Origin of the sequence: Bifidobacterium sp. RTP21102st3_E2_RTP21102_210122 (assembly GCF_040916945.1) — a bacterium.
In the GTDB taxonomy this organism is placed as follows: domain Bacteria; phylum Actinomycetota; class Actinomycetes; order Actinomycetales; family Bifidobacteriaceae; genus Bifidobacterium; species Bifidobacterium longum.
Window position 1 is genome coordinate 415,212 of record NZ_JBCPAN010000002.1, and the last position, 19,542, is coordinate 434,753.

General features: G+C 59.5%; 14 protein-coding genes, 2 tRNA genes and 3 pseudogenes. 12 read left to right on the forward strand and 7 right to left on the reverse strand.

Annotation, left to right across the window (positions count from 1 at the left end):
- Nucleotides 1–120 precede the first annotated feature (120 nt).
- From AB5287_RS03765 to AB5287_RS03805, 9 genes are all read left to right on the forward strand, one after another.
- A tRNA-Leu gene (locus AB5287_RS03765) sits at nt 121–194 on the forward strand.
- 67 nt (nt 195–261) lie between these two features.
- Nucleotides 262–1,047 carry an ANTAR domain-containing response regulator gene (locus tag AB5287_RS03770; RefSeq protein ID WP_007052013.1) on the forward strand — a complete coding sequence of 262 codons (786 nt, stop codon included), beginning with the start codon at nt 262–264 and terminating at the stop codon, nt 1,045–1,047.
- A 45-nt stretch (nt 1,048–1,092) separates the two neighbouring features.
- Complete coding sequence (polA, locus tag AB5287_RS03775; protein WP_117717369.1) at nt 1,093–3,960, forward strand: DNA polymerase I; 2,868 nt, start codon at nt 1,093–1,095, stop codon at nt 3,958–3,960.
- Nucleotides 3,961–4,129: 169 nt separating this feature from the next.
- Nucleotides 4,130–5,050: a Nif3-like dinuclear metal center hexameric protein gene (locus AB5287_RS03780; RefSeq protein WP_007052015.1), complete on the forward strand. Its 921-nt coding sequence runs from the start codon at nt 4,130–4,132 to the stop codon at nt 5,048–5,050.
- A 45-nt stretch (nt 5,051–5,095) separates the two neighbouring features.
- Nucleotides 5,096–5,770: an NUDIX hydrolase gene (locus tag AB5287_RS03785; RefSeq protein ID WP_012578040.1), complete on the forward strand. Its 675-nt coding sequence runs from the start codon at nt 5,096–5,098 to the stop codon at nt 5,768–5,770.
- A gap of 73 nt (nt 5,771–5,843) precedes the next feature.
- Nucleotides 5,844–7,964, forward strand: coding sequence for a glycogen debranching protein GlgX (gene glgX, locus AB5287_RS03790; RefSeq protein WP_165588233.1), 2,121 nt, complete (start codon nt 5,844–5,846; stop codon nt 7,962–7,964).
- A 137-nt stretch (nt 7,965–8,101) separates the two neighbouring features.
- A complete protein-coding gene (locus AB5287_RS03795) occupies nt 8,102–8,302 on the forward strand; it encodes a transcriptional regulator (protein WP_013140525.1) in 201 nt (66 codons plus the stop codon).
- A gap of 148 nt (nt 8,303–8,450) precedes the next feature.
- A complete protein-coding gene (locus AB5287_RS03800) occupies nt 8,451–8,936 on the forward strand; it encodes a zinc ribbon domain-containing protein (RefSeq protein WP_021975697.1) in 486 nt (161 codons plus the stop codon).
- A 3-nt stretch (nt 8,937–8,939) separates the two neighbouring features.
- On the forward strand, nt 8,940–9,590 hold the full coding sequence (locus AB5287_RS03805) for a GyrI-like domain-containing protein (protein ID WP_065437063.1): 651 nt from the start codon (nt 8,940–8,942) through the stop codon (nt 9,588–9,590).
- Between the two features lie 169 nt (nt 9,591–9,759).
- Here AB5287_RS03805 and AB5287_RS03810 read toward each other — a convergent pair whose 3' ends face one another.
- From AB5287_RS03810 to AB5287_RS03820, 3 genes are all read right to left on the reverse strand, one after another.
- On the reverse strand, nt 9,760–10,314 hold the full coding sequence (locus AB5287_RS03810; RefSeq protein WP_347009981.1) for a DNA-3-methyladenine glycosylase I: 555 nt from the start codon (nt 10,312–10,314) through the stop codon (nt 9,760–9,762).
- A 466-nt stretch (nt 10,315–10,780) separates the two neighbouring features.
- A tRNA-Pro gene (locus tag AB5287_RS03815) sits at nt 10,781–10,854 on the reverse strand.
- Nucleotides 10,855–11,127: 273 nt separating this feature from the next.
- Complete coding sequence (locus AB5287_RS03820) at nt 11,128–14,199, reverse strand: glycoside hydrolase family 2 TIM barrel-domain containing protein (protein WP_201121050.1); 3,072 nt, start codon at nt 14,197–14,199, stop codon at nt 11,128–11,130.
- Nucleotides 14,200–14,541: 342 nt separating this feature from the next.
- Here AB5287_RS03820 and AB5287_RS03825 point away from each other — a divergent pair, with 342 nt between their 5' ends.
- From AB5287_RS03825 to AB5287_RS03835, 3 genes and pseudogenes are all read left to right on the forward strand, one after another.
- Nucleotides 14,542–16,029: a glycoside-pentoside-hexuronide (GPH):cation symporter gene (locus AB5287_RS03825; RefSeq protein ID WP_131209662.1), complete on the forward strand. Its 1,488-nt coding sequence runs from the start codon at nt 14,542–14,544 to the stop codon at nt 16,027–16,029.
- A gap of 352 nt (nt 16,030–16,381) precedes the next feature.
- Complete coding sequence (locus tag AB5287_RS03830; RefSeq protein ID WP_230578897.1) at nt 16,382–16,438, forward strand: hypothetical protein; 57 nt, start codon at nt 16,382–16,384, stop codon at nt 16,436–16,438.
- A gap of 69 nt (nt 16,439–16,507) precedes the next feature.
- Nucleotides 16,508–16,960: pseudogene (locus AB5287_RS03835) on the forward strand (beta-galactosidase trimerization domain-containing protein); the annotation flags it as partial.
- A 145-nt stretch (nt 16,961–17,105) separates the two neighbouring features.
- Here the strand turns inward: AB5287_RS03835 and AB5287_RS03840 are convergent.
- The 4 genes and pseudogenes from AB5287_RS03840 to AB5287_RS03855 form a co-directional block, all read right to left on the reverse strand.
- Nucleotides 17,106–17,357 (reverse strand): annotated as a pseudogene (locus AB5287_RS03840) (DUF4928 domain-containing protein); the annotation flags it as partial.
- 50 nt (nt 17,358–17,407) lie between these two features.
- Nucleotides 17,408–18,730 carry an IS607 family element RNA-guided endonuclease TnpB gene (gene tnpB, locus AB5287_RS03845; RefSeq protein ID WP_164928230.1) on the reverse strand — a complete coding sequence of 441 codons (1,323 nt, stop codon included), beginning with the start codon at nt 18,728–18,730 and terminating at the stop codon, nt 17,408–17,410.
- On the reverse strand, nt 18,717–19,310 hold the full coding sequence (locus AB5287_RS03850) for an IS607-like element ISBlo12 family transposase (RefSeq protein ID WP_076611891.1): 594 nt from the start codon (nt 19,308–19,310) through the stop codon (nt 18,717–18,719). The genes tnpB and AB5287_RS03850 overlap by 14 nt, the downstream gene beginning before the upstream one ends.
- Before the next feature lie 46 nt (nt 19,311–19,356).
- Nucleotides 19,357–19,542, reverse strand: a pseudogene (locus tag AB5287_RS03855) (IS30 family transposase); the annotation flags it as partial.

The window sequence follows — 19,542 nt, forward strand, 5'->3', positions numbered from 1 at the left end:
GTGCGCCGTCCGCGATATCGACGTGTTTCGCCTGTTTTACCGGGGGAATGGAGGATTGGCGCGTGTCTTGTGTCGCAAGAGTCGAATTGGTATGCTACTCTCTTCAGAGTGCTTTGGCACGCCCTCGTATCCCAATTGGTAGAGGAAGCAGCCTCAAAATCTGCGCAGTGTGGGTTCGAGTCCCACCGAGGGCACTTTAGTTAGGAGTTCGCTGAAATTATTGTGAACCCCATTGTTGGGTAATTCAAGAAAGAGGTTGGCATGGCTGCAAGGAAGAAGTCCGAAGAACCGAGTATCAACATCGATGAGGTGCTGACCGACGAAGAGCTCAAGGCCGTGGCCAATGAAAGCGAACCTGCTGAGCGCAAGGCCAAGCCCGAGGACGGTCCGCGTACCGTTGTCGTGGCCGAGGACGAAGCCGTGAACCGCATGGATCTGGTCGCCATGCTGGAAGACAACGGTTATGAGGTCGTTGGTCAGGCCGCCAACGGCGAGGAAGCCGTGGAACTGACCCGCAAGTACCGCCCTGATGTGGTGTGCATGGATGTCAAGATGCCGCGTATGGACGGCATCACCGCTGCCGGCATTATCTGCGATGAAAACATCGCCCCCGTCGTCATGCTCACCGCATTCTCCCAGACCGATCTGGTGAAGAAGGCCACCGGCGCCGGCGCCATGGCATACGTCACCAAGCCGTACGAGGAATCCAAGCTGCTGCCGACCCTCGAGGTGGCCATGGGCCGTTTCGCCGAGATCAACGATTTGCTGGACAGCGTGGAGCGCAGCGAACGCAAGCTCAAGGAAACCACCGACCAGCTCAAGGAAACCGAAGAGAAGCTCAAGAAGGCCGAAGACACGCTTGAGGAGCGCAAGCTCGTCGACCGCGCCAAGGGTCTGCTGATGGACAAGGCGGACTTCTCCGAGCAGGGTGCCTTCCGTTGGATTCAGAAGACCTCCATGGACCAGCGCATCCCCAAGAAGCGCCTGGCTCAGGCCATCATCGCCAAGTACGGCGATCCGAAGCCTTCTGATTCGGGCGAACGCTGATTATCGGCGTCGCCGTACCGAGTCGTAAAGCAACACAAACACACTATGGGAGAGGCCAGCGTGACCGTACCCACCAATGAAACATTGCTGGTGGTGGACGGCCACTCGCTGGCCTTCCGTGCATTTTTCGCCCTGCCGGTCGACAACTTCAGCACCTCCAGCGGCCAAGCCACCAACGCCGTCTGGGGTTTTGCCACCATGCTCGCGCAGGTGATCGACGCGGAGAAGCCCGACCATCTGGGCGTCGCCTTCGATGTGAAGGGCGGCACATTCCGCAATGAGATGCTTCCGCAATACAAAGGCACCCGTGAGGCGGCTCCCGAAGAGCTGCTCACCCAGCTGCCATTGATTCAACGCATGCTCACGGCCCTCGGCGTCACCTACATCGAGAAGCCGGGATTCGAAGGCGACGACGTGATCGCCACCCTCGCCACCATGGGAGACAAGGCCGGTTACCACACACTGGTATTGTCCGGTGACCGAGACGCTTTCCAGCTGGTGGATGACAACGTCACCGTGTTGTACCCGGGCCATCACTTCAAAGACCTGAAGCATATGACGCCGCAGTCCATCATCGACAAATACAAAGTCACTCCCGCACAATATCCGGATCTGGCGGCACTCCGAGGCGAAACCGCCGACAATATTCCCGGTGTGCCCGGCGTAGGCGACGGCTTTGCGGCCAAGTGGATCAACCAATTCGGTTCCCTCGACGGCATTTGCGAGCACGCCGATGAAATCGGCGGCAAAAAAGGCGAATCACTGCGGGCCAATATCGACCAGGTCAAACTCAATCGCAAAGTCAACGCACTGGTACGAGACGTCGATCTAGGCGTCGATATCGAGGATCTGACATTCGGCACCGTGGACGTGGCACAGATCGACGCCCTGTTCAAGGAGCTTGAATTCGGACCTCGCACCAAGAGTCGTGTACTGAAAACCTTCAATACCGGGGCCAAGGCATCCAACACATCCGGAGCTGGCGAGTCCACGAATAATGAGCAGAACGAGCAGGATAGCAGCCTCGATCTGAACCTGCCGGAACCCACGAGCATCACTGCTCCGGAGCAGTTCGACGAATGGGTCAAGGCCCATCGCGTCGAAGTCAAGGTTCCCGGTGAAATCGCCGATTTCACGGTTTCCGACTATGGCGATGGCTCGCAGCGGCATGCCATCTGCGGCGACGCGGTCGGCCACGCTTGGACCGTGGCCGCATGGGGCGACGAAAGGCCGGGGCGTGCCACGGCACAAGCCATTGCCGTGGCCACGGCAACATCAGCGGCCATAGTGCCCCTTCCAATCACCGATACCCTGCGAGCACAGCTTGCGCAGTTCCTGAAAAGCGAACACTCCCGCACCATCGTGCATGGGTATAAAGAATTGCTGCATCTTTTGGGCGCGGTCGATCTTGACATGGACCTGCCGATGTTCGACACCAAGCTTGCCGGGTATCTGGCCCAACCGGATTTCCATGCCGATAGCCTCAAACAGGCGGCCGAGCACTTCCTCGACATCCACTTCACCGAAACCGAACAGCCTTCGCAAGGCACGTTGGACTTCGACGACGATCAGGTCGAAGAAGATCCGAACGAACATCGTCTGCGTGATTTGGCCATTATCCGCAGCCTCGCCGTCACGCTCGGGCCGATTATCGACGAGCGTGAACAATGCTGGCTGATGCGCGCGATTGAACTTCCTGTTTCCCGCGTGCTGCACGGCATGGAGCACACAGGAGCCAAAGTCGATAGCGTTCGACTCGTCTCCATGCGTGACCAGTTTGCCGCCGAGGCTCGCCAAGCGCAGGAAATGGCTTGGGAGTATGCCGGCACCGAAATCAACCTGCAAAGCCCCAAGCAGCTGCAGAAGGTGCTGTTCGAAGATATGGGTTTGAAACCCACCAAACGCACCAAGTCCGGCTCATACACCACGAATGCGGCCGCATTGCAGGATCTGTATGTCAAATCAGTGGACAATGAGCGGGCCAACGGTTTCCTCGGAGCGTTGCTGCGCCATCGCGAGATCAACAAGCTCAAGCAGATCGTCCAAACGCTGATCGATGCCACCAACACATCAGATGAGCGCATCCACACCACTTTCGAGCAAACCGTTGCCGCCACCGGCCGATTGAGCTCCGTGGACCCGAACCTGCAGAACATCCCCAATCGGAACGCCGCCGGCCGTGAGATTCGTGGCGTGTTCGTGCCGGGGGAGGGGTACGAGGCCCTGATGAGCTGCGATTACTCACAGGTCGAGCTGCGCATTATGGCTGATCTGTCCGATGATGAGGCGCTGATCGAAGCGTTCCGCTCCGGAGCCGACTTCCACAAATACGTGGCCTCGATGGTCTACAAGCTGCCGGTCGACCAGATCACCGGCGACCAGCGCAGCCACGTAAAAGCCATGAGCTACGGATTGGCCTATGGTCTGAGCACGTATGGTCTTGCCCAGCAACTCAAGATCGCGCCACGTGAAGCGGAAGCGTTGAAAAACCGGTATTTCGATACCTTCGGCAAGGTGCACGATTACCTTGAATCGCTGGTGGCCAATGCCCGAGAGAAAGGGTATACGGAAACCATTTTCGGACGACGTCGCTACTTCCCGGCCCTGCATTCGACCAATCGTGTTGCGCGTGAGGCCGCCGAACGCGCGGCACTCAACGCACCGATTCAGGGATCCGCCGCCGACATCATGAAGATTGCGATGATTCGCGCCGAACAGACCTTGGCCGAGGCTCACGTCAAGAGCCGTATCATTCTGCAGATTCACGATGAACTGGTAGTGGAAATCGCGCCGGGAGAAGGCGACCAGGTCACCGAACTGGTGCGCAACGCCATGGAACACGCCGTCGACCTTGCCGTGCCGCTGGACGTATCGTGCGGCATCGGTTCCGACTGGCAACTCGCTGCACACTGACAATTTCTAGCTCCCCTCGGGTGAGGGGGCTGAGCCGTTGAGCAAACAGTCCAGTGGATTGTTTGTAGGCGAAGGCGAGCCGATAGTCGAGCAATGAAGAGCACGAGCATGGCTTGTCCGCAATTGCAGAATGAGTCCCTTGCAGCAATAGCCCACTACAATGGGACATATGCCGAATCTCAAGCAAGTCATCGACGTTCTCGAGACCCTGTACCCATTGCGCTACGCCGAGGAATGGGATGAGCCGGGCCTCATTGTCGGCGATCTGAGTCACGACGTGCACCGCATCGTGTTCGCCGCCGACCCGACCTCCGCCATCATTGACAAGGCTATCGCTACTGGCGCGGACCTGCTCATCACCCATCACCCGTTGTTCTTCCGTTCCGTACACGAGACGAGCGGACTCGGTTTCCGGGGCGACATCGTCCGCAGACTCTACCAGCACGGCTGCGGGCTGTGGGTAGGGCACACTAATGCCGACGCTGCGTATCGCGGCGTGGGACAGGCGGCGGCCGACTACTTCGGACTCATCGACCAGAAACCACTCGTGCCGATTGACGATGCAAACGCCTCTCATCCGGTCGGCTTGGGGCGTGTGGGTCGTTTGCCGAAGCCTGTTGCCCTGAAGGATTTCGCTCAGCGAGTATTCGACGAAGTGTCCGATCATGGCATGACCAGCGCGCTCGGCATCCAGGTATGCGGCGATTCGGACACTTTTGTTCAGTATGTGGCCATTCTGCCTGGCTCTGGGGACTCCCTGTTCAACGAGGTACGTGCCACCGGTGCGGACGTGTACGTAACCAGCGATTTGCGTCACCACCCGGTGACCGACGCCATCGAACAAGCCCGGTATGAAGCCCGTATGAGGTCCCAAGGCATCATGCTCGGCCATGGAATGGCGGGGGAGAGCCATGTGCGTCCCTGCTTCATCAACACCCCTCATGCCGCCATCGAATCCATGTGGTTCAACTACGCGATCGATGACGTGCCAGCCGCCATCGAACAAGCGACCGGAGCAAGGCCTGAAGTCGAGTGGTTCCACGACACGACCGATCCATGGACGCTGTCCATTACCGCGCATCGAGATTAAGACGCTATAGTAACGTGGCAAAAACGTTTTTTCCGAGGAGATGACATGTTTGGCGGAAGCAAGCAGGAACAACTGGAGCATCGGCTCGACCATAAGCTGAACGCCTCCTCGGACGGCATCGACATGGACGTGCCCGCCAAAGTGATCAGTAGCGAAACCGTTTATACCGGGCGCATCTTCCACGTGGACGACATGCGCATCGCTCTGACCGACAAGCAGGGCAAGGAACACGAGATCGGCCGCCAGGTGCTGCGTCACGCCCCCTGTGTGGTCATGCTCGTGCACGACATGTCCACCGACCGCTACCTCATCGAACGCGAATACCGCGCCGGATCGGACATGTTCGCCTACGGGCTTCCCGCCGGACTGATGGACGAGGGCGAGGACATCATGGACGCGGCCCTGAGGGAACTGGCCGAGGAAACCGGCGTGGTGCCGGACCGTGACACCATGGGCGTTGACTTCGTAGGTGATTTCTACTCGTCCGAAGGCATGACCGACGAACTGGCCCACATCATGGTGTTGCATTTGGGCCCGTTCAGGCGGGAGCAGCGCCATTTCGATGCGGACGAGCATGTGGAATCCGCGTGGATTCCGTGGAGCGACCTTGCCGCCACGCGCATCACCTCATCCAATTCGATGATCGCCATCCAGCATGAGGCGTTACGCAGACTCATCGCCAGGAACTCCGACAAAGATAAGCCGTCGCTGTTCTCCTGACGTTCAACTCCCCGGCACATCACTGACACAAAAAAGTGGGATACTGAAAACTATGCAGATCAGACCTGGATCAATGTATCCGCTGGGCGCCAGCTATGACGGCGCCGGTGTGAACTTCGCGCTGTACTCACAGGTTGCGCAGAAAGTCGAGCTATGCCTGTTCGACGAGCACGATGTGGAAACACGCATCGAAATGACCGAACGGAACTCGTACGTATGGCATAACTACATTCCCGGCCTCCATCCTGGCCAGCGTTACGGCTACCGCGTCTACGGTCCCTATGACCCGGTGCACGGCCTCAGATGCAACCCCAACAAACTGCTGCTTGACCCGTATGCCAAGGCCATTGAAGGTAATATCGACGGCGACGAAAGCCTGTTCTCATACTGGTTCAAGAGCCCGGACGACAACTCGGCGATGAACGACCTTGACTCGGCCGCCCACACCATGAAGTCGGCCGTCATCAACCCCTACTTCGATTGGGGCAACGACCAGCACCCCTACATCTCGTACCACGATTCGGTGATCTACGAGGCGCACGTGCGCGGCATGACCAACCTCAACATGGACGTGCCGCCGGACATCCGCGGCACCTACGCCGGCCTGGCCTATCCGAGCGTCATCGAATACCTGAAGAAGCTCGGCATCACCGCCATCGAACTCATGCCGATCCACCAGTTCGTCAACGACTCCTTCCTGCAGGAGAAGGGCCTGTCGAACTACTGGGGCTACAACACCATCGGCTTCTTCGCACCGCACAACGCCTACTCCTCCTCCGGGGAACGCGGCGAGCAGGTCAACGAATTCAAGTCCATGGTCAAGGCCTACCATCGCGCCGGCATGGAGGTCATCCTCGACGTGGTGTACAACCACACCGCCGAAGGCAACCATATGGGCCCCACCCTGAGCTTCAAGGGCATCGACAACGCCTCCTACTACCGACTGGTGGAAGGCGACCAGCAGCACTACTTCGACACCACCGGCACTGGCAACTCGCTGCTCATGCGCTCGCCGCACGCGCTGCAGTTGATTACCGATTCGCTGCGCTACTGGGTTACTGAAATGCACGTCGACGGCTTCCGCTTCGATCTGGCCGCCACGCTGGCACGCCAGTTCCAGGAGGTCGACAAGCTGTCCGCGTTCTTCGACATCGTGGAGCAGGACCCGATCATCTCGCGCGTCAAGCTCATCGCCGAACCGTGGGATCTGGGCTCCGGCGGCTATCAGGTGGGCGGCTTCCCGTCCAGCTGGTCCGAATGGAATGGCCGCTACCGCGACACCGTGCGCGACTTCTGGCGCTCACAGCCCTCCACGTTGCCCGAATTCGCCTCGCGCTTGATGGGCAGCTCCGACCTGTATCAGGTCAACGGCCGTCGACCGGTGGCGTCCGTGAACTTTATCACCGCGCATGACGGTTTCACAATGAACGACCTGGTCAGCTACAACGAAAAGCACAACGAAGCCAATGGCGAGGGCAATCGCGACGGCGAGAGCAACAATCGCTCTTGGAATTGCGGCGTTGAAGGCCCGACCAATATTCCGGACGTCAACGACTTGCGTCAGCGTCAGATGCGCAACATGTTCGCCACGTTGCTGTTCAGCCAGGGTATCCCGATGATTTGCGGTGGCGACGAAGTGGCCCGCACCCAGCAGGGCAACAACAACGCCTACTGTCAGGACAACGAGATCTCCTGGACCAACTGGCATCTTGACAAAGGACGCAAGGAACTGCTCGCCTTCGTTTCCAAACTCATTCATCTGCGTTTGGATCATCCGGTGTTGCACCGCCGTCGCTTCTTCACCGGCCGTGAGCCCGGCGACGATTCGAACACGATTCCGCAGGTCGAATGGTTCGACCACACCGGCTCGATCATGGATATGGACGACTGGCAGAACACGCATGCGTTCTCCATGATGATCTATCTGAACGGTTCGGATATTCCGGAGGTCGACTGGTACGGCAACCGGATGGTCGACAATGACTTCATCCTGATCTTCAACGCGCATTACGAGCCGATTATGTTCACCCTGCCGGATGAGCGATACGGCCGCAAATGGCAGCTGGTCGTGGATACGCACAACCCGAATGAGCCGGCACTGAGCTATGAGGCGGGCTTCATGATCACCGCCCAGTCCCGCAGCTTCCTCATGCTCATGAGCGACAAAAAGCCCAAGAAGCCCATGGGCCTATAACCAGACCGAATTTAAGCTCCCTCTGACGAGGGAGCTCCCAGTGTAGCCGGGTGAGGGAGAGACCGCAGCAAAGCCGCGAACCCCTACTCGCGCCCCTTACGCTCCTCCACGAGCCGAGCATCCCCGAACGCAAGTAGATGCTCGCCGGCAAGCGGGCGCGGCTGGTCGAGCAGCTCGCGGAAATCCAGGATTCCATCGACTTCATCGACGCCAAACAGCGCTTCTACGACGACGTCCTGTCTGGCGCAACCCCATACGTAAGCGTGCTCATCCCATCCGCGGCGCTCGCAAAGGAGTCAGAGGAACCGGGAGAATTGAAGGGGGTGGAGAGGAAATAGGTTCGACCGAGCCGTTTCTTCCTCCGGGATACAAGCGCGAACAACGGTTTGTTGTACCCGCGCTTGGCGAACGGGACATGCCCTTAGACTGGAATCAGCAAGCGCACAGCGAGACGCGCGAATCGTTTTCCGATGTCGGGAGGTAGTCATGTCAATCGGTCAGGTTATCAAAGTCGTGCGCGAGGAGCGAGGTCTTACGCAGTCGCAGTTCGCGCACGAGCTGTTCGTCACCCAACAGGCGCTTTCCCGCTGGGAGAAGGGAACGGCAGAGCCGAGCATCGACATGATTCGGCTGATCAGCACCCGTTTTGAGGTGCCGATGGCGAGGCTTATGGAAATGCCGGACAATGGTTTTTGCCAAAGTTGTGCCATGCCGTTTTACCGCCCGGAAGATCACGGCACCGAACCGGATGGAACGCGAAACGGAGATTATTGCAACTACTGCTATGAAGACGGCGTTTTTCTTCAGGACTATGCCAATAGCGATGAATTGGTCGCCGCATGCGCGCCGATGATGGCGGAATCCTGCCATATCAGCGTCGAACAGGCCGAGGACTGCATGTCGGCGCTGTTGCCAAACCTCAAGCGGTGGCGGCGTCAGGATGAGATCGATGCGGTGGCGGAGGGAAAATGAGCGATGGCATTCGACTATAAAAAGGAATATAAGGACCTGTATCAGCCGAAGAGGATGCCCGCCATCGTCACGGTGCCGGCGATGCGGTTCGTCGCGGTGGACGGTGTAGGAGATCCGAACGAAGAAGGCGGCGACTACGCCAAGGCGATGCAACTGCTGTACGGCATTTCGTTCACCATCAAAATGAACAAGAAGTCAAATAATCCGGACGAGCACATTGACGGGTACTTCGACTACACCGTGCCTCCGCTGGAGGGCTTATGGAGCATGGAGAAGGGTGTGCCCGGCGTCGATTACACGCGTAAAACCGACTTCTATTGGACTTCGATGATTCGTCTGCCGGAATTCGTGACCGATGAGGTCTTTGCGTGGGCCAAGGCATCGTTTGCCTCCAAGCATCCCGAAGTCGACATCAATCGTGCATATCTCTTCGACTTCGATGAAGGCGTGGTCGCGCAGGTCATGCACAAGGGCCCGTACGACGACGAGCCCGCAACCGTGGCGATTCTGGACGGCTACGCGCGTTCGCAAGGCTACGGGCTCGACTTCTCCGACGCCCGCCGCCATCACGAGATCTACCTATCCGATCCGCGCCGAGCCAAACCGGAAAATCTCAAAACCGTCATCCGTCATCCGGTAGTGAAGGTGGGTTGACTTTCGGCGAACTGCTCGAAGCGCTCACCGCGCAGTAGCGTGAACAATCTGCCGGAATCCTTACCGGGGTCAAAGAGCGCTACCAAGAACTCGATAAGCAAAATAACTAGAAGCACGGGTTCCTCTCGGAGAGATTCTGCCCGAGCGACCTTATAAATCCTTGCGCGGGTCACCTTTCCCTGTGCAGGAAGCATCCAGGCTCATGTGCATTGATGACGCCGATGGATTGCAGATAGGCGTAGACGATGGTGGTGCCGATGAATCGCATGCCGTACGTCTTGAGATCCACTGCGATGGCGTCGGACAGAGGGGATGTAGTCATGCCTGTCTCGTAGATGACGTGACGGCCGGTGAACCGCCAAATATAGTCGTCGAAACTGCCGTATGACGCCTGGATATCCCGGAATGCGTTGGCATTGCCGACCGTCGCGACTATTTTGCGACGGTTGCGGATGATGCCCGGATCGTTCATGAGTTCGGCGATTTTGTTCTCGTCATAGCGTCGGATCCGTTCGATGTCGAACCCCTCGAACGCCTGACGGAAACGTTCGCGTTTGTTCAGTACCGTCTCCCATGACAGTCCGGCCTGAAAGGTTTCGAGCACCAGCATTTCAAAGAGATGATGGTCATCGTGCGAAGGAACTGACCACTCAGCATCGTGATAGGCAACGTAGACAGGATTGCTGAGATTGCACCAGCCGCAACGTGGTCTTATATCGTCCATGTGCTCTCCCTATGGGTCGTTGGAGACGGTCGGTTCTAGATGTTGATTCGATGTGTGATCCAGTATAAACGGTGTGTTCGGATAGCGGTCTGGATGTGCGGATTGTCTGAACCATATTTGCCGGATTGCAGGTATAAAGGGGTTAGTTACTGCGGTTGCAGGTATTTCGGTACTAGTTAGGGGTGATTCTGGGCTGTAACTCGACACCTTTTACCTGCAACCCACTCCCGCCCACGGGATTGCACAATCGGTTGCAGGTATTTTGGTGTCATTTGAGATTGGGAAGCGGAAATCGATGTCGCATGGAATCGAACTGACTAGCAGGTGGGGTCCCAACATCACAAAAGTCCCTTAGACCGCAAGGCCATATAGGTTCTACGGTCATCGGATAAAAACGGATAAATCGTTTAGCGGCCGGATAAAAGAAGAAGCCCAGAATCGTTGAGATTCCAGGCTTTCTTGTTTGTCGGGCTAGCGGGATTTGAACCCACGACATCCTGCTCCCAAAGCAGGCGCGCTACCAAACTGCGCTATAGCCCGATGCGTCATTAAGGCACAATGAGTCATTATAAACGACGCTGGATACATTGCGTGTCGAGCATATGAATTCAAAAAAAGTTCTGGATTCTCTTGATAGCTTATGAGTGACATCTTTATTCATTGATGCTCTACAACGACTAGGTTTGGATCTGCATCGATATCCGGCGCATCCGCTGGACTAACAAGGACCGTGCAAACGATGTGGCCCCCGACTTCCTGCGAGGAAGTCGGGGGCCACATCGTTTGCACGGTGGACTATCGGATCAATTCCGATCAGATCAGCTCGAGGTCGACATCGAGGCTGATCGGCTTGTCCGCCGGGATATGGTACTGGGGGTGCACCGGCGACATCCAGGAATCATCGCCGCCAACGCCCATCTGTGCGGCAAGGACGCGCAGGAACATGTGCTTCGGCTTCGGCAGCTCGTCCTGGTGCTGAGCCTCCTCAAGCATGAAGCTGGAGTACGGCAACAGGCTTACCGCGAACGGCGCGGCACCATCGGCGCGGCTGACGCGCATGCCGTGGCCGTGATCGTCGGTAATCTCGGCCCAACGCACATCCTCATGGTTGCCCGTCTCCTGCGGCATGAGGTACGGCGCATGATCCGCGAAAGCGTTGGTGCTCCACACGCCGAGCTTGGCGTGTTTGCGGTCCAGGTACGTCTCCGCCGGGCCGGTGCCGAAGAACCTCAGGTTCGTGTACTGCACAGGCAGCGTCCATTCGATGCCGAACGCCGGGATGGTGGGCAGGTCACCCTGCTCTCCAGGGTATTCGACGTGCAGGTTCACGCGGCCATCGGTGTGGGCCGTGTAGGAGACGGTCACCTTGGTGCGCTGCGCGGTGGCGAGCTCATACGTGTACGTGCCCTTGAGCGTGCTGTCGTCGATCTGCTCGAGCACGTTGTCCACGCAGCGGGCGTAGCGGCCGGCGCCCAGCCACTGGACGCGCTCGAAGCCATGACCGGCACCGCGATCGTTGTCGGTCAGCGGACGGAAGGTGGTGATTGCGGGACGGCGCAGCACGAACTCGTTGCCGGCGAAGGTATAGGAGACCATGCCGCCCTGGGTGCGCGACAGCAGGACCTCGCGTCCGGCGCCTCGCACGCCGGCGTTCCAACGGCCCACGGTGATGGTCCCATCGGCCGGCTTCGTGTCGGGCGTCGCGGTGGCGTCCGCGGGCACCACGGCCTGTCCGAAGGCGAGCTCGTAGCCGCTTTCGGCCCAATCGGTTGCCTTGGCGAGACGCTGCGAAACCTGCAGCACCAGTTCGCGGGCGTCGGCGCGGTACGCCGCCACCGGCCATGCGACATCGAACGTGCGGGTCTCACCGGCGGGCACGTCGAAACGCCGGGTGGACTGCCAGACCGGCTTGCCGTCGGCGAGAACGCTCAGGACGAACACGTAGTCGCCGGTGGCGGTGAACAGGTTGTCGTTCTTGACGGACACCGAGTCCTTCGTCACGTCGATGTGGACGTTCGAGTACAGCTGCTTGACTTCCTGGGCCTTGGGGGAAGGCTTGCGGTCGGCGAACAGCAGGCCGTCGCCGGAGAACTCGTAGTCGGACGGACGGTCGCCGAAGTCTCCGCCGTAGCGCAGGCTCCTGGTGCCGTCGGGCTGGGTGGCGTAGATGGCCTGGTCGATGAAGTCCCAGATGAAGCCGCCCTGATACTTCGGGTAGCGTTCGAGCGCCGTGTATTCGTCCATGTTGCCCACGGAGTTGCCCATGGCGTGCATGTATTCGCAGGAGAGGTACGGCTTCTTCGGGTCGTCCTTCAGGTACTTCTCGATCTCGTCGGCATGCGAGTACATACGGGTCTCGATGTCGGTGACGTCATCGTAGTCACGGTTGTGGGTCACGCCCTCGTAGTGCACCGGACGGTTCGGGTCGATGTCGTGCACGTGCTTGTACATGGCGCGGAACACGTCGCCCACGTAGGATTCGTTGCCCAGCGACCAGATCAGCACGCTCGGGTGGTTGTAGTCGCGACGCATCATGCTGTTGACGCGGTCGACGCAGGCGCCTTCCCATTCGCGCTTGCTACCCGGCACGATGGTGTCCTCGGTGAGGACGTCTCCGGGCAGGGACCAGCTGCCGTGGGCTTCGAGGTTGGTCTCGTCGATCAGGTAGATGCCGTACTCGTCGCACAGTTCGTACCAGCGTTCCTGGTTCGGGTAGTGCGAGGTGCGGATGGAGTTGATGTTGTGGCGCTTGCAGAAGACCACGTCATCGATCATGTCCTGCTCGGTGATGGCGCGGCCGCGTTCGGCGTCGAACTCGTGGCGGTCGGCGCCCTTGAACACGATGCGCTTGCCGTTGATGGTCAGGATGCCGTCCTCGATGCGGAAGCGGCGGAAACCGACCTTCTGGGACGTGCATTCGATGACGTCTCCCGCCTGGTCGATGACGTCGACGTCAAGCTCGTACAGCGTCGGGCTTTCGGCGCTCCAAGGGGCGATGCCCTGCAGCGGTCCGCTGGAGATCGCGGTCTGCGCCTCCGCGTCGCCCGTCGTCTGCCACACCGTGTTGCCGTCGGCGTCCTTCAGGGTCGCGCGGACCGTGGCCGCGTCGGCCGCGTTGAGCACGGTCAGCGCGGCATCGAGGGAGGCGGTGCCGGCCTCGGGATCCCAATCGGCTTCGATCTGCGTGTTCTCGATGTGCACATGCGGGCGGGCGGCGAGTTCGACGGAGCGGAACAGGCCGTGCAGACGCCAGAAGTCCTGATCCTCAAGCCAGGAGGCGCTGGAGTATTCGTAGCAGGCGACGGCCACGACGTTCTCCCCGTCGTGCAGCAGTTCGGTGATGTCGAACTCATTGGGCGTGAAGCCGTCCTCGCCATAGCCGACGAACGCGCCGTTGACCCACACGTAGATCGCCGTGGCCATGCCGTGGAACACGATCGACACCGATCCGCCGGCCTGCTTGGCGTTTGCCACGGGGGCGGAGACGGTGAACTTCCTGCGGTAGAGCGCGACGTGATTGTTTTCCGGGATGTTCGGTTCCAACGGGTTCTCGTGGCCGTCCCACGGATACTGGACGTTCACGTACTTGTGGTTCATCAGACCGGCCGTCTGCAGGTGGCCCGGAACCTGGATACGCTCGAACGAGGAGTCGTCGAACGACTCGGCCGTCGCGGGTTCCTCTTCGAGGTTGATGTCGGCGGCCTGAACGACCTCGACCCGCCACTCGCCGTCAAGGCTCTGCTTGAGATCGGACCATTGTCCGCTCTGGGGGTCGCGGGCGTACCACTTGTGGCTGGAATGGGCCGGAGTCCGGTTCACCTCGAACACCGTCGGGTCGGTCAGCCAAGCCTGCGATGCGCGATCGACATGTGTGACGTCTGTCATGTTCTCCTGCTTTCTGTCATTACCTCGTTGTGAATGATATTATGGAAGAGGCCGGGGCCTCCTTTACCGAAAAGGATAAACAGTTTTTATATAAAACGCAAATCCTGTTTACCGCTTCCAAATCACTGGCACTGCTTGCCGTCGACGCTACGCCGCGTCCATGCAATGTCTCGGTTCAGCTCATGTTATCCCATCCTTGCGACACGCTGTTTATCTCCTTGTTTACTAATGCTTTTTACTTTCGGTGATAAAACTTGTATGCTTACGGTGATAAAACTTGTATGCTATACTTTACAAAATCAATGAGTGATTCCATGCTCTGGGTTCTTAAGGAGAAGATTAATGAGCAACGAAAATGTCGCGGACGGTGACGTCCGCAGGAAGGGCGGGTTAGGCCAGCGCATCGCCTACGCGTGCGGCAACTTGGGGCAGGCCGCCTTCTACAACGCGATGAGCACGTACTTCGTCACGTACGTCACCAGCTGCCTGTTCGTCAGCTACAGCAAGGCTCTAGCCGCCCAAATGATCGCCGTCATCACCGGCCTGATCGTCGTTATCCGCATCGCCGAGATCTTCATCGATCCGCTGCTGGGCAACCTCGTGGATAACACCACCACCAAGTGGGGCCGTTTCCGCCCGTGGCAGTTCATCGGCGGACTGGTCTCCTCCGTGTTGATCATGCTCATCTTCTCCGGCATGTTCGGACTGGTCAACGTGAACACCACGCTGTTCATCGTGCTGTTCATCATCACGTTCATCGTGCTTGACGTGTTCTACTCCCTGCGTGACATCTCCTACTGGGGCATGATCCCGGCGTTGTCCTCCGACTCCCACGAACGTTCCACCTACACCGCCCTTGGCACCTTCACCGGCTCTATCGGCTACAACGGCATCACCGTCATCGTCATCCCGATCGTCAGCTACTTCACCTGGACGTTCACCGGCGCCAAGGGCCAGGGCCAGGCCGGATGGACCTCCTTCGGCTTCATCGTCGCGCTCCTCGGCCTGATTACCGCCTGGACCGTCGCCTTTGGCACCAAGGAAAGCACCAGCGCGCTGCGTGCCAAGGCCCAGAAGAACGGCAACCCGTTCGAGGCGTTCAAGGCGCTGTTCCAGAACGACCAGCTGCTGTGGGTCGCCCTGTCCTACCTGCTGTACGCCATCGCAAACGTCATCACGACCGGTGTGATGTACTACCTCTTCGTGTTCGTGCTTGACGAGCCTGCCGCCTTCTCCATCACCGGCATCATTCCGCTGATCGCCGGATTCATCATGGCGCCGCTGTACCCGATTCTCAACCGCTGGATTCCCCGTCGCTACCTGTTCACCGGCGGCATGGTCTCCATGATCATCGGCTACACGATGCTCGCCCTGTTCTCCAGCAACCTGCCGGTCGTCATCGTCGCCCTGATCTTCTTCTATGTGCCTGCGCAGTTCATCCAGATGACCGCGATTCTGTCGCTGACCGACTCCATCGAGTACGGCCAGCTGAAGAACGGCAAGCGCAACGAGGCGGTCACCTTGTCGGTGCGTCCCATGCTCGACAAGATCGGCGGCGCGATGTCCAACGGTGCGGTCGGTGCCGTTGCCCTCGCGGCTGGCATGACCGGTCATGCCACGGCAGCCGACATGACCGCGTCCAACATCACCACGTTCAAGACCTTCGCCTTCTACGTCCCGCTTGTTCTCATCATCCTCAGCCTCGTCGTGTTCTGGTTCAAGGTCAAGATCGATGAGAAGATGCATGCGCAGATCGTTGAGGAGCTCGAAGCCAAGCTCGCTTCCGGCGAGATCGTCGACGATGAGGCGCAGGCAGTTATTAAGAACTGATCTCCCGTTCCCATCCCTCCCATAAGGCCCGTCCGCCTGAACCGCAAGATGCGGTCCGTGGCGGACGGGCCTGTTCGTTCCTGCGGTCGGCGGTCATGAACATACCCATGTCGGTTCCGGCAGTGGGGCCGGAACCGGCGGCGTGTCGACTATCGGCCAGGAGTGTCTATCAGCTAGTATCAGCTGGTATCCGATATGGGCCGTGGCCCTGCGCCGCCTGCCAAAGGAGATAACCGTGCGTGCATGACGTGACTTCGCATGGCCAAAACTGCTGACCGCGGACGGACGCGGCATCGCTTTCGGTGGCGACTATAGTCCCGACCAATGGCCGGAGGAAATCTGGGATGACGACATCCGCCTGATGGGCCAGGCCGGCGTCAACACCGTGGCCCTTGCCATCTTCAGCTGAGATCGCCTCCAGCCCATCGAAGACCATTGGGATTTCGACTGGCTCGATCGCGTCATCGACAAGCTCGGTGACGTGACCGTCGCCGGACCGCATGTGCAGGTGCTTGCCTCGTATGCCGGCGAAGAAGCGGATGAGTGGGAGCTTGACGGCATGGCCGCGATCACCCGCAACACGTACGGCGAAGGGGAGGCGTATTTCCTCGGCTGCGATCTGGGCGTGAGCGATCTGACGCGATTCGTGGGAGGCTGGCTTGCCGCGCAGCCGCAGGATGGCCGGCAGCCGGAAGCCAACCTGCGGTCGCCCGCCAGCGGCGTGACCTCTGACGTTCTGCACACCGTGCGTCAATCCGACGACGCCATATTCGACTTCTATCTGACACGTGGCAGATCGGATGTCGAACTGCGCGACATCGCAGGGGAGCCGATCGTCCTGTTCCGGGCGGAACGGGGCAGTGACGGCGGCGCGTATACGGTGCATCGCAATGGCGTTTTCGTGACGAAGCGCCCGAACCCGTCGGTGTAGTCAGTTGCGACGAAACAGGAGGGCGGAGCCGCGGACGGTTTTGTGAGACGGTCCGCGGCCTCACCGTTGGAAGCCGCGGACTCGGATCATCAGCAACGGACGCGCCGTTGATTTCCACTTCCGGAGCAACGATGGTGAGCTTTGCCGCGACGAGATGCTGCAGGACGGTGCCGACGTACATGGTGCCCGGATTCTCCCTTCGCCGCTGCGCTGCCTGCCGCAGCAGATGTTCCACGGCCGCATCAACGGAAAGCGAGTTGTCGGACTCCAGCTTGAATGGTTTGCTGGTGAAGAACGCCTGAATTCGTTTGACCCAGTATTGCTCGATCTCGGTGAATTGCTCTGCTGTCGGACGTAATTCATTGATGAGCTCGGCATAGTCATGCATCAGCGCCATGGTGCCGCGGCTGGTTCGTCCGTTGTAGATGACTTTGTTTTAGCTTGTCGCTAGAGCGAAGTCATCTGCATGGCCTCGTTGCCGAGACCAGCTCCAAGTCTCACGCGACTGTCGCCGCCGCTTGGTTCGCGTTTCGCCGGATGCCGCATTGTCCCGCACTCAAGGCGGGTCTGTCCTACGCTTCCTCCACGCGCGTTTAACGTCTCCGGGGCACTCCCGGCGACTTGGATGTTGATGGCCGCGTTCACATCACGGTCGATGACAAGCCCGCACTCCTCGCAATGGTAGACGCGCTCGGACAGGGACAGCTTGGCTTTCACCGTCCCGCAGTTCGAACAGGTCTTCGAGCTTGGATACCAGCGGTCGATGACGTGCAGCCTCGTGCCGGCGCGTGCGGTCTTGTATTCCAGTTGGCGGCGGAACTCGTGGAAGTCCGCGTCCAGTATGTGTTTGGCAAGCCTCCTGTTATGGCTCATGCCCTGCACGTTGAGGTCCTCGATGCTGATGTCGGAATAATTGTCGGCGAGCCACGTGGTGAGCTTGCCGATGTTGTCGGCTCGTTGGGCGGCTATGCGGGCGTGGATTCGGCGCACACGCTCCAACGCCCTGTTGTACCGTTTCGACCCGCATCCATGGCTCATGCCCCTGTCGCGGCGGCTCAACGACTGTTGGGCGTGGCGGAGTTTCCGTTGCGTGCGGACGTAGTTGCGTGGATTGGGGAACGTGGTGCCATCCGAGAGGGTGGCGAGGGTCCTGACGCCCAAATCCACGCCGACCTGACGATCATGGTTCTTCCGTTTTCTGTTTTTCGCTGGAACGCTTTCGGTGGGACGTTCGACGGTGAGGGCCGCATACCAGAAGCCCGCATGGCGACTGACGGTCATGCGCACGATTCGTCTGCCGTGGACGCGTTCGGTGGCGTTCTCCATGCAGTGCACGCGTCCGATGCGTGGCAGTCTCAACGCCTTCGGGTCGTCCTCGATAAGGCCGAAGCTGCCGGTCGTGTATGCGAAACGCGGGACACTGGAGCGTTTCGACTTGTATTTCGGCCAGCCCACCCTACGGCCCGCGCGCCTGCCCTTCCTGCTGTCCGACCAGTTCCTCAACGCCTGGGACAGCCATTCGAACGCGCTGCCGTACGCCTCCTTGCTGTTCTCCCGCCACCACGGGGCGATTTCGTCCTTCCACTCGTTCCACCAGCGGCGCATCGCGTACAACGTCCAGTCCGGTTTCTCACCCAAGGAGATTTGGCGCCGGACGTGCGCGAGCATCAGATTGTACGCGAAACGCGCGCCACCCGCATGGGACTCCAACAGCCGTGTCTGCCGTGGGGTCGGGTCGAGCCGGATTCTGACGGCCTCATACGCGCTCATCGCGCATCGCCTCCAACGCCTTCTCCGCACGGTGCCTGGCCCCGCGGCGTCCGTACAGTCTCGCGCAGAACGAGGTCAGCACCTCGGTCATGTCGCGCACCAGATCGTCGTCGAGTCCCGTGTCGTCCACGACGACGACGCGTCTGCCCTGCGCCTTCAACGCGCTCTCCACCAAGCCCGCGTTCATACGGGCGAGCCGGTCGCGATGCTCCACGATCAGCGTGCCGACGGTCGGGTCGGCCAACAGCCGGTTGAGCTTGCGTCGTTTGTCGTTCATGCCGGAACCCGTCTCCGTGACCACCTCGGGCTTCTCGACGCCCATGTTGACGGCGAACGCCCTCAACCGGTCGGCCTGACGTGTCAAATCGTCCTTCTGGTCAGACGAGCTGACACGCGCGTAACACACCGTCCTGCCGTTCGCCGTGGGGGCGACGGGCTGGCTCTCGTATTTCGGGTCGTGGATGATTATCGTACCCGTGCTCATGCGCTCAAATGGGACGGGCATGCGGTTCTCACGGCACCACTGCCATACCGTCTGCTCGTTGAAGCCCTCACGCCTCGCCCATTCCCTGACACGCATGACTCAAGTATATCATACGAAAACAATCGAAAGCAAGCACCCGGGTTCAATTTGTAAGCGCAACGCTTGTGTTCGGGCTGGCTGCCTTCGATTGTAGCCTGGCGATCTCCTCGTCCCACACCTCATTGGGCGTTTTGTAGCCGAGGAGCTTCATCGGGGTGTCGTTGATCTCCCCGACGATCGCGTCGAGCTCGTCCTGCGTGAGATCCTCGAAACTGGTTCCCTTGGGCAG

What these genes read in the sequence shown, in the direction of transcription:
- AB5287_RS03850 (WP_076611891.1), bottom strand. Translation starts at nt 19,310, where the DNA reads ATGCGTGTCAGGGAATGGGCGAGGCGTGAGGGCTTCAACGAGCAGACG.
- AB5287_RS03810 (WP_347009981.1), bottom strand. Translation starts at nt 10,314, where the DNA reads ATGGACGATATAAGACCACGTTGCGGCTGGTGCAATCTCAGCAATCCT.
- polA (WP_117717369.1), top strand. Translation starts at nt 1,093, where the DNA reads ATGGGAGAGGCCAGCGTGACCGTACCCACCAATGAAACATTGCTGGTG.
- AB5287_RS03785 (WP_012578040.1), top strand. Translation starts at nt 5,096, where the DNA reads ATGTTTGGCGGAAGCAAGCAGGAACAACTGGAGCATCGGCTCGACCAT.
- AB5287_RS03805 (WP_065437063.1), top strand. Translation starts at nt 8,940, where the DNA reads ATGGCATTCGACTATAAAAAGGAATATAAGGACCTGTATCAGCCGAAG.
- AB5287_RS03800 (WP_021975697.1), top strand. Translation starts at nt 8,451, where the DNA reads ATGTCAATCGGTCAGGTTATCAAAGTCGTGCGCGAGGAGCGAGGTCTT.
- AB5287_RS03820 (WP_201121050.1), bottom strand. Translation starts at nt 14,199, where the DNA reads ATGACAGACGTCACACATGTCGATCGCGCATCGCAGGCTTGGCTGACC.
- AB5287_RS03795 (WP_013140525.1), top strand. Translation starts at nt 8,102, where the DNA reads ATGCTCGCCGGCAAGCGGGCGCGGCTGGTCGAGCAGCTCGCGGAAATC.
- AB5287_RS03770 (WP_007052013.1), top strand. Translation starts at nt 262, where the DNA reads ATGGCTGCAAGGAAGAAGTCCGAAGAACCGAGTATCAACATCGATGAG.
- glgX (WP_165588233.1), top strand. Translation starts at nt 5,844, where the DNA reads ATGTATCCGCTGGGCGCCAGCTATGACGGCGCCGGTGTGAACTTCGCG.
- AB5287_RS03780 (WP_007052015.1), top strand. Translation starts at nt 4,130, where the DNA reads ATGCCGAATCTCAAGCAAGTCATCGACGTTCTCGAGACCCTGTACCCA.
- tnpB (WP_164928230.1), bottom strand. Translation starts at nt 18,730, where the DNA reads ATGAGCGCGTATGAGGCCGTCAGAATCCGGCTCGACCCGACCCCACGG.
- AB5287_RS03825 (WP_131209662.1), top strand. Translation starts at nt 14,542, where the DNA reads ATGAGCAACGAAAATGTCGCGGACGGTGACGTCCGCAGGAAGGGCGGG.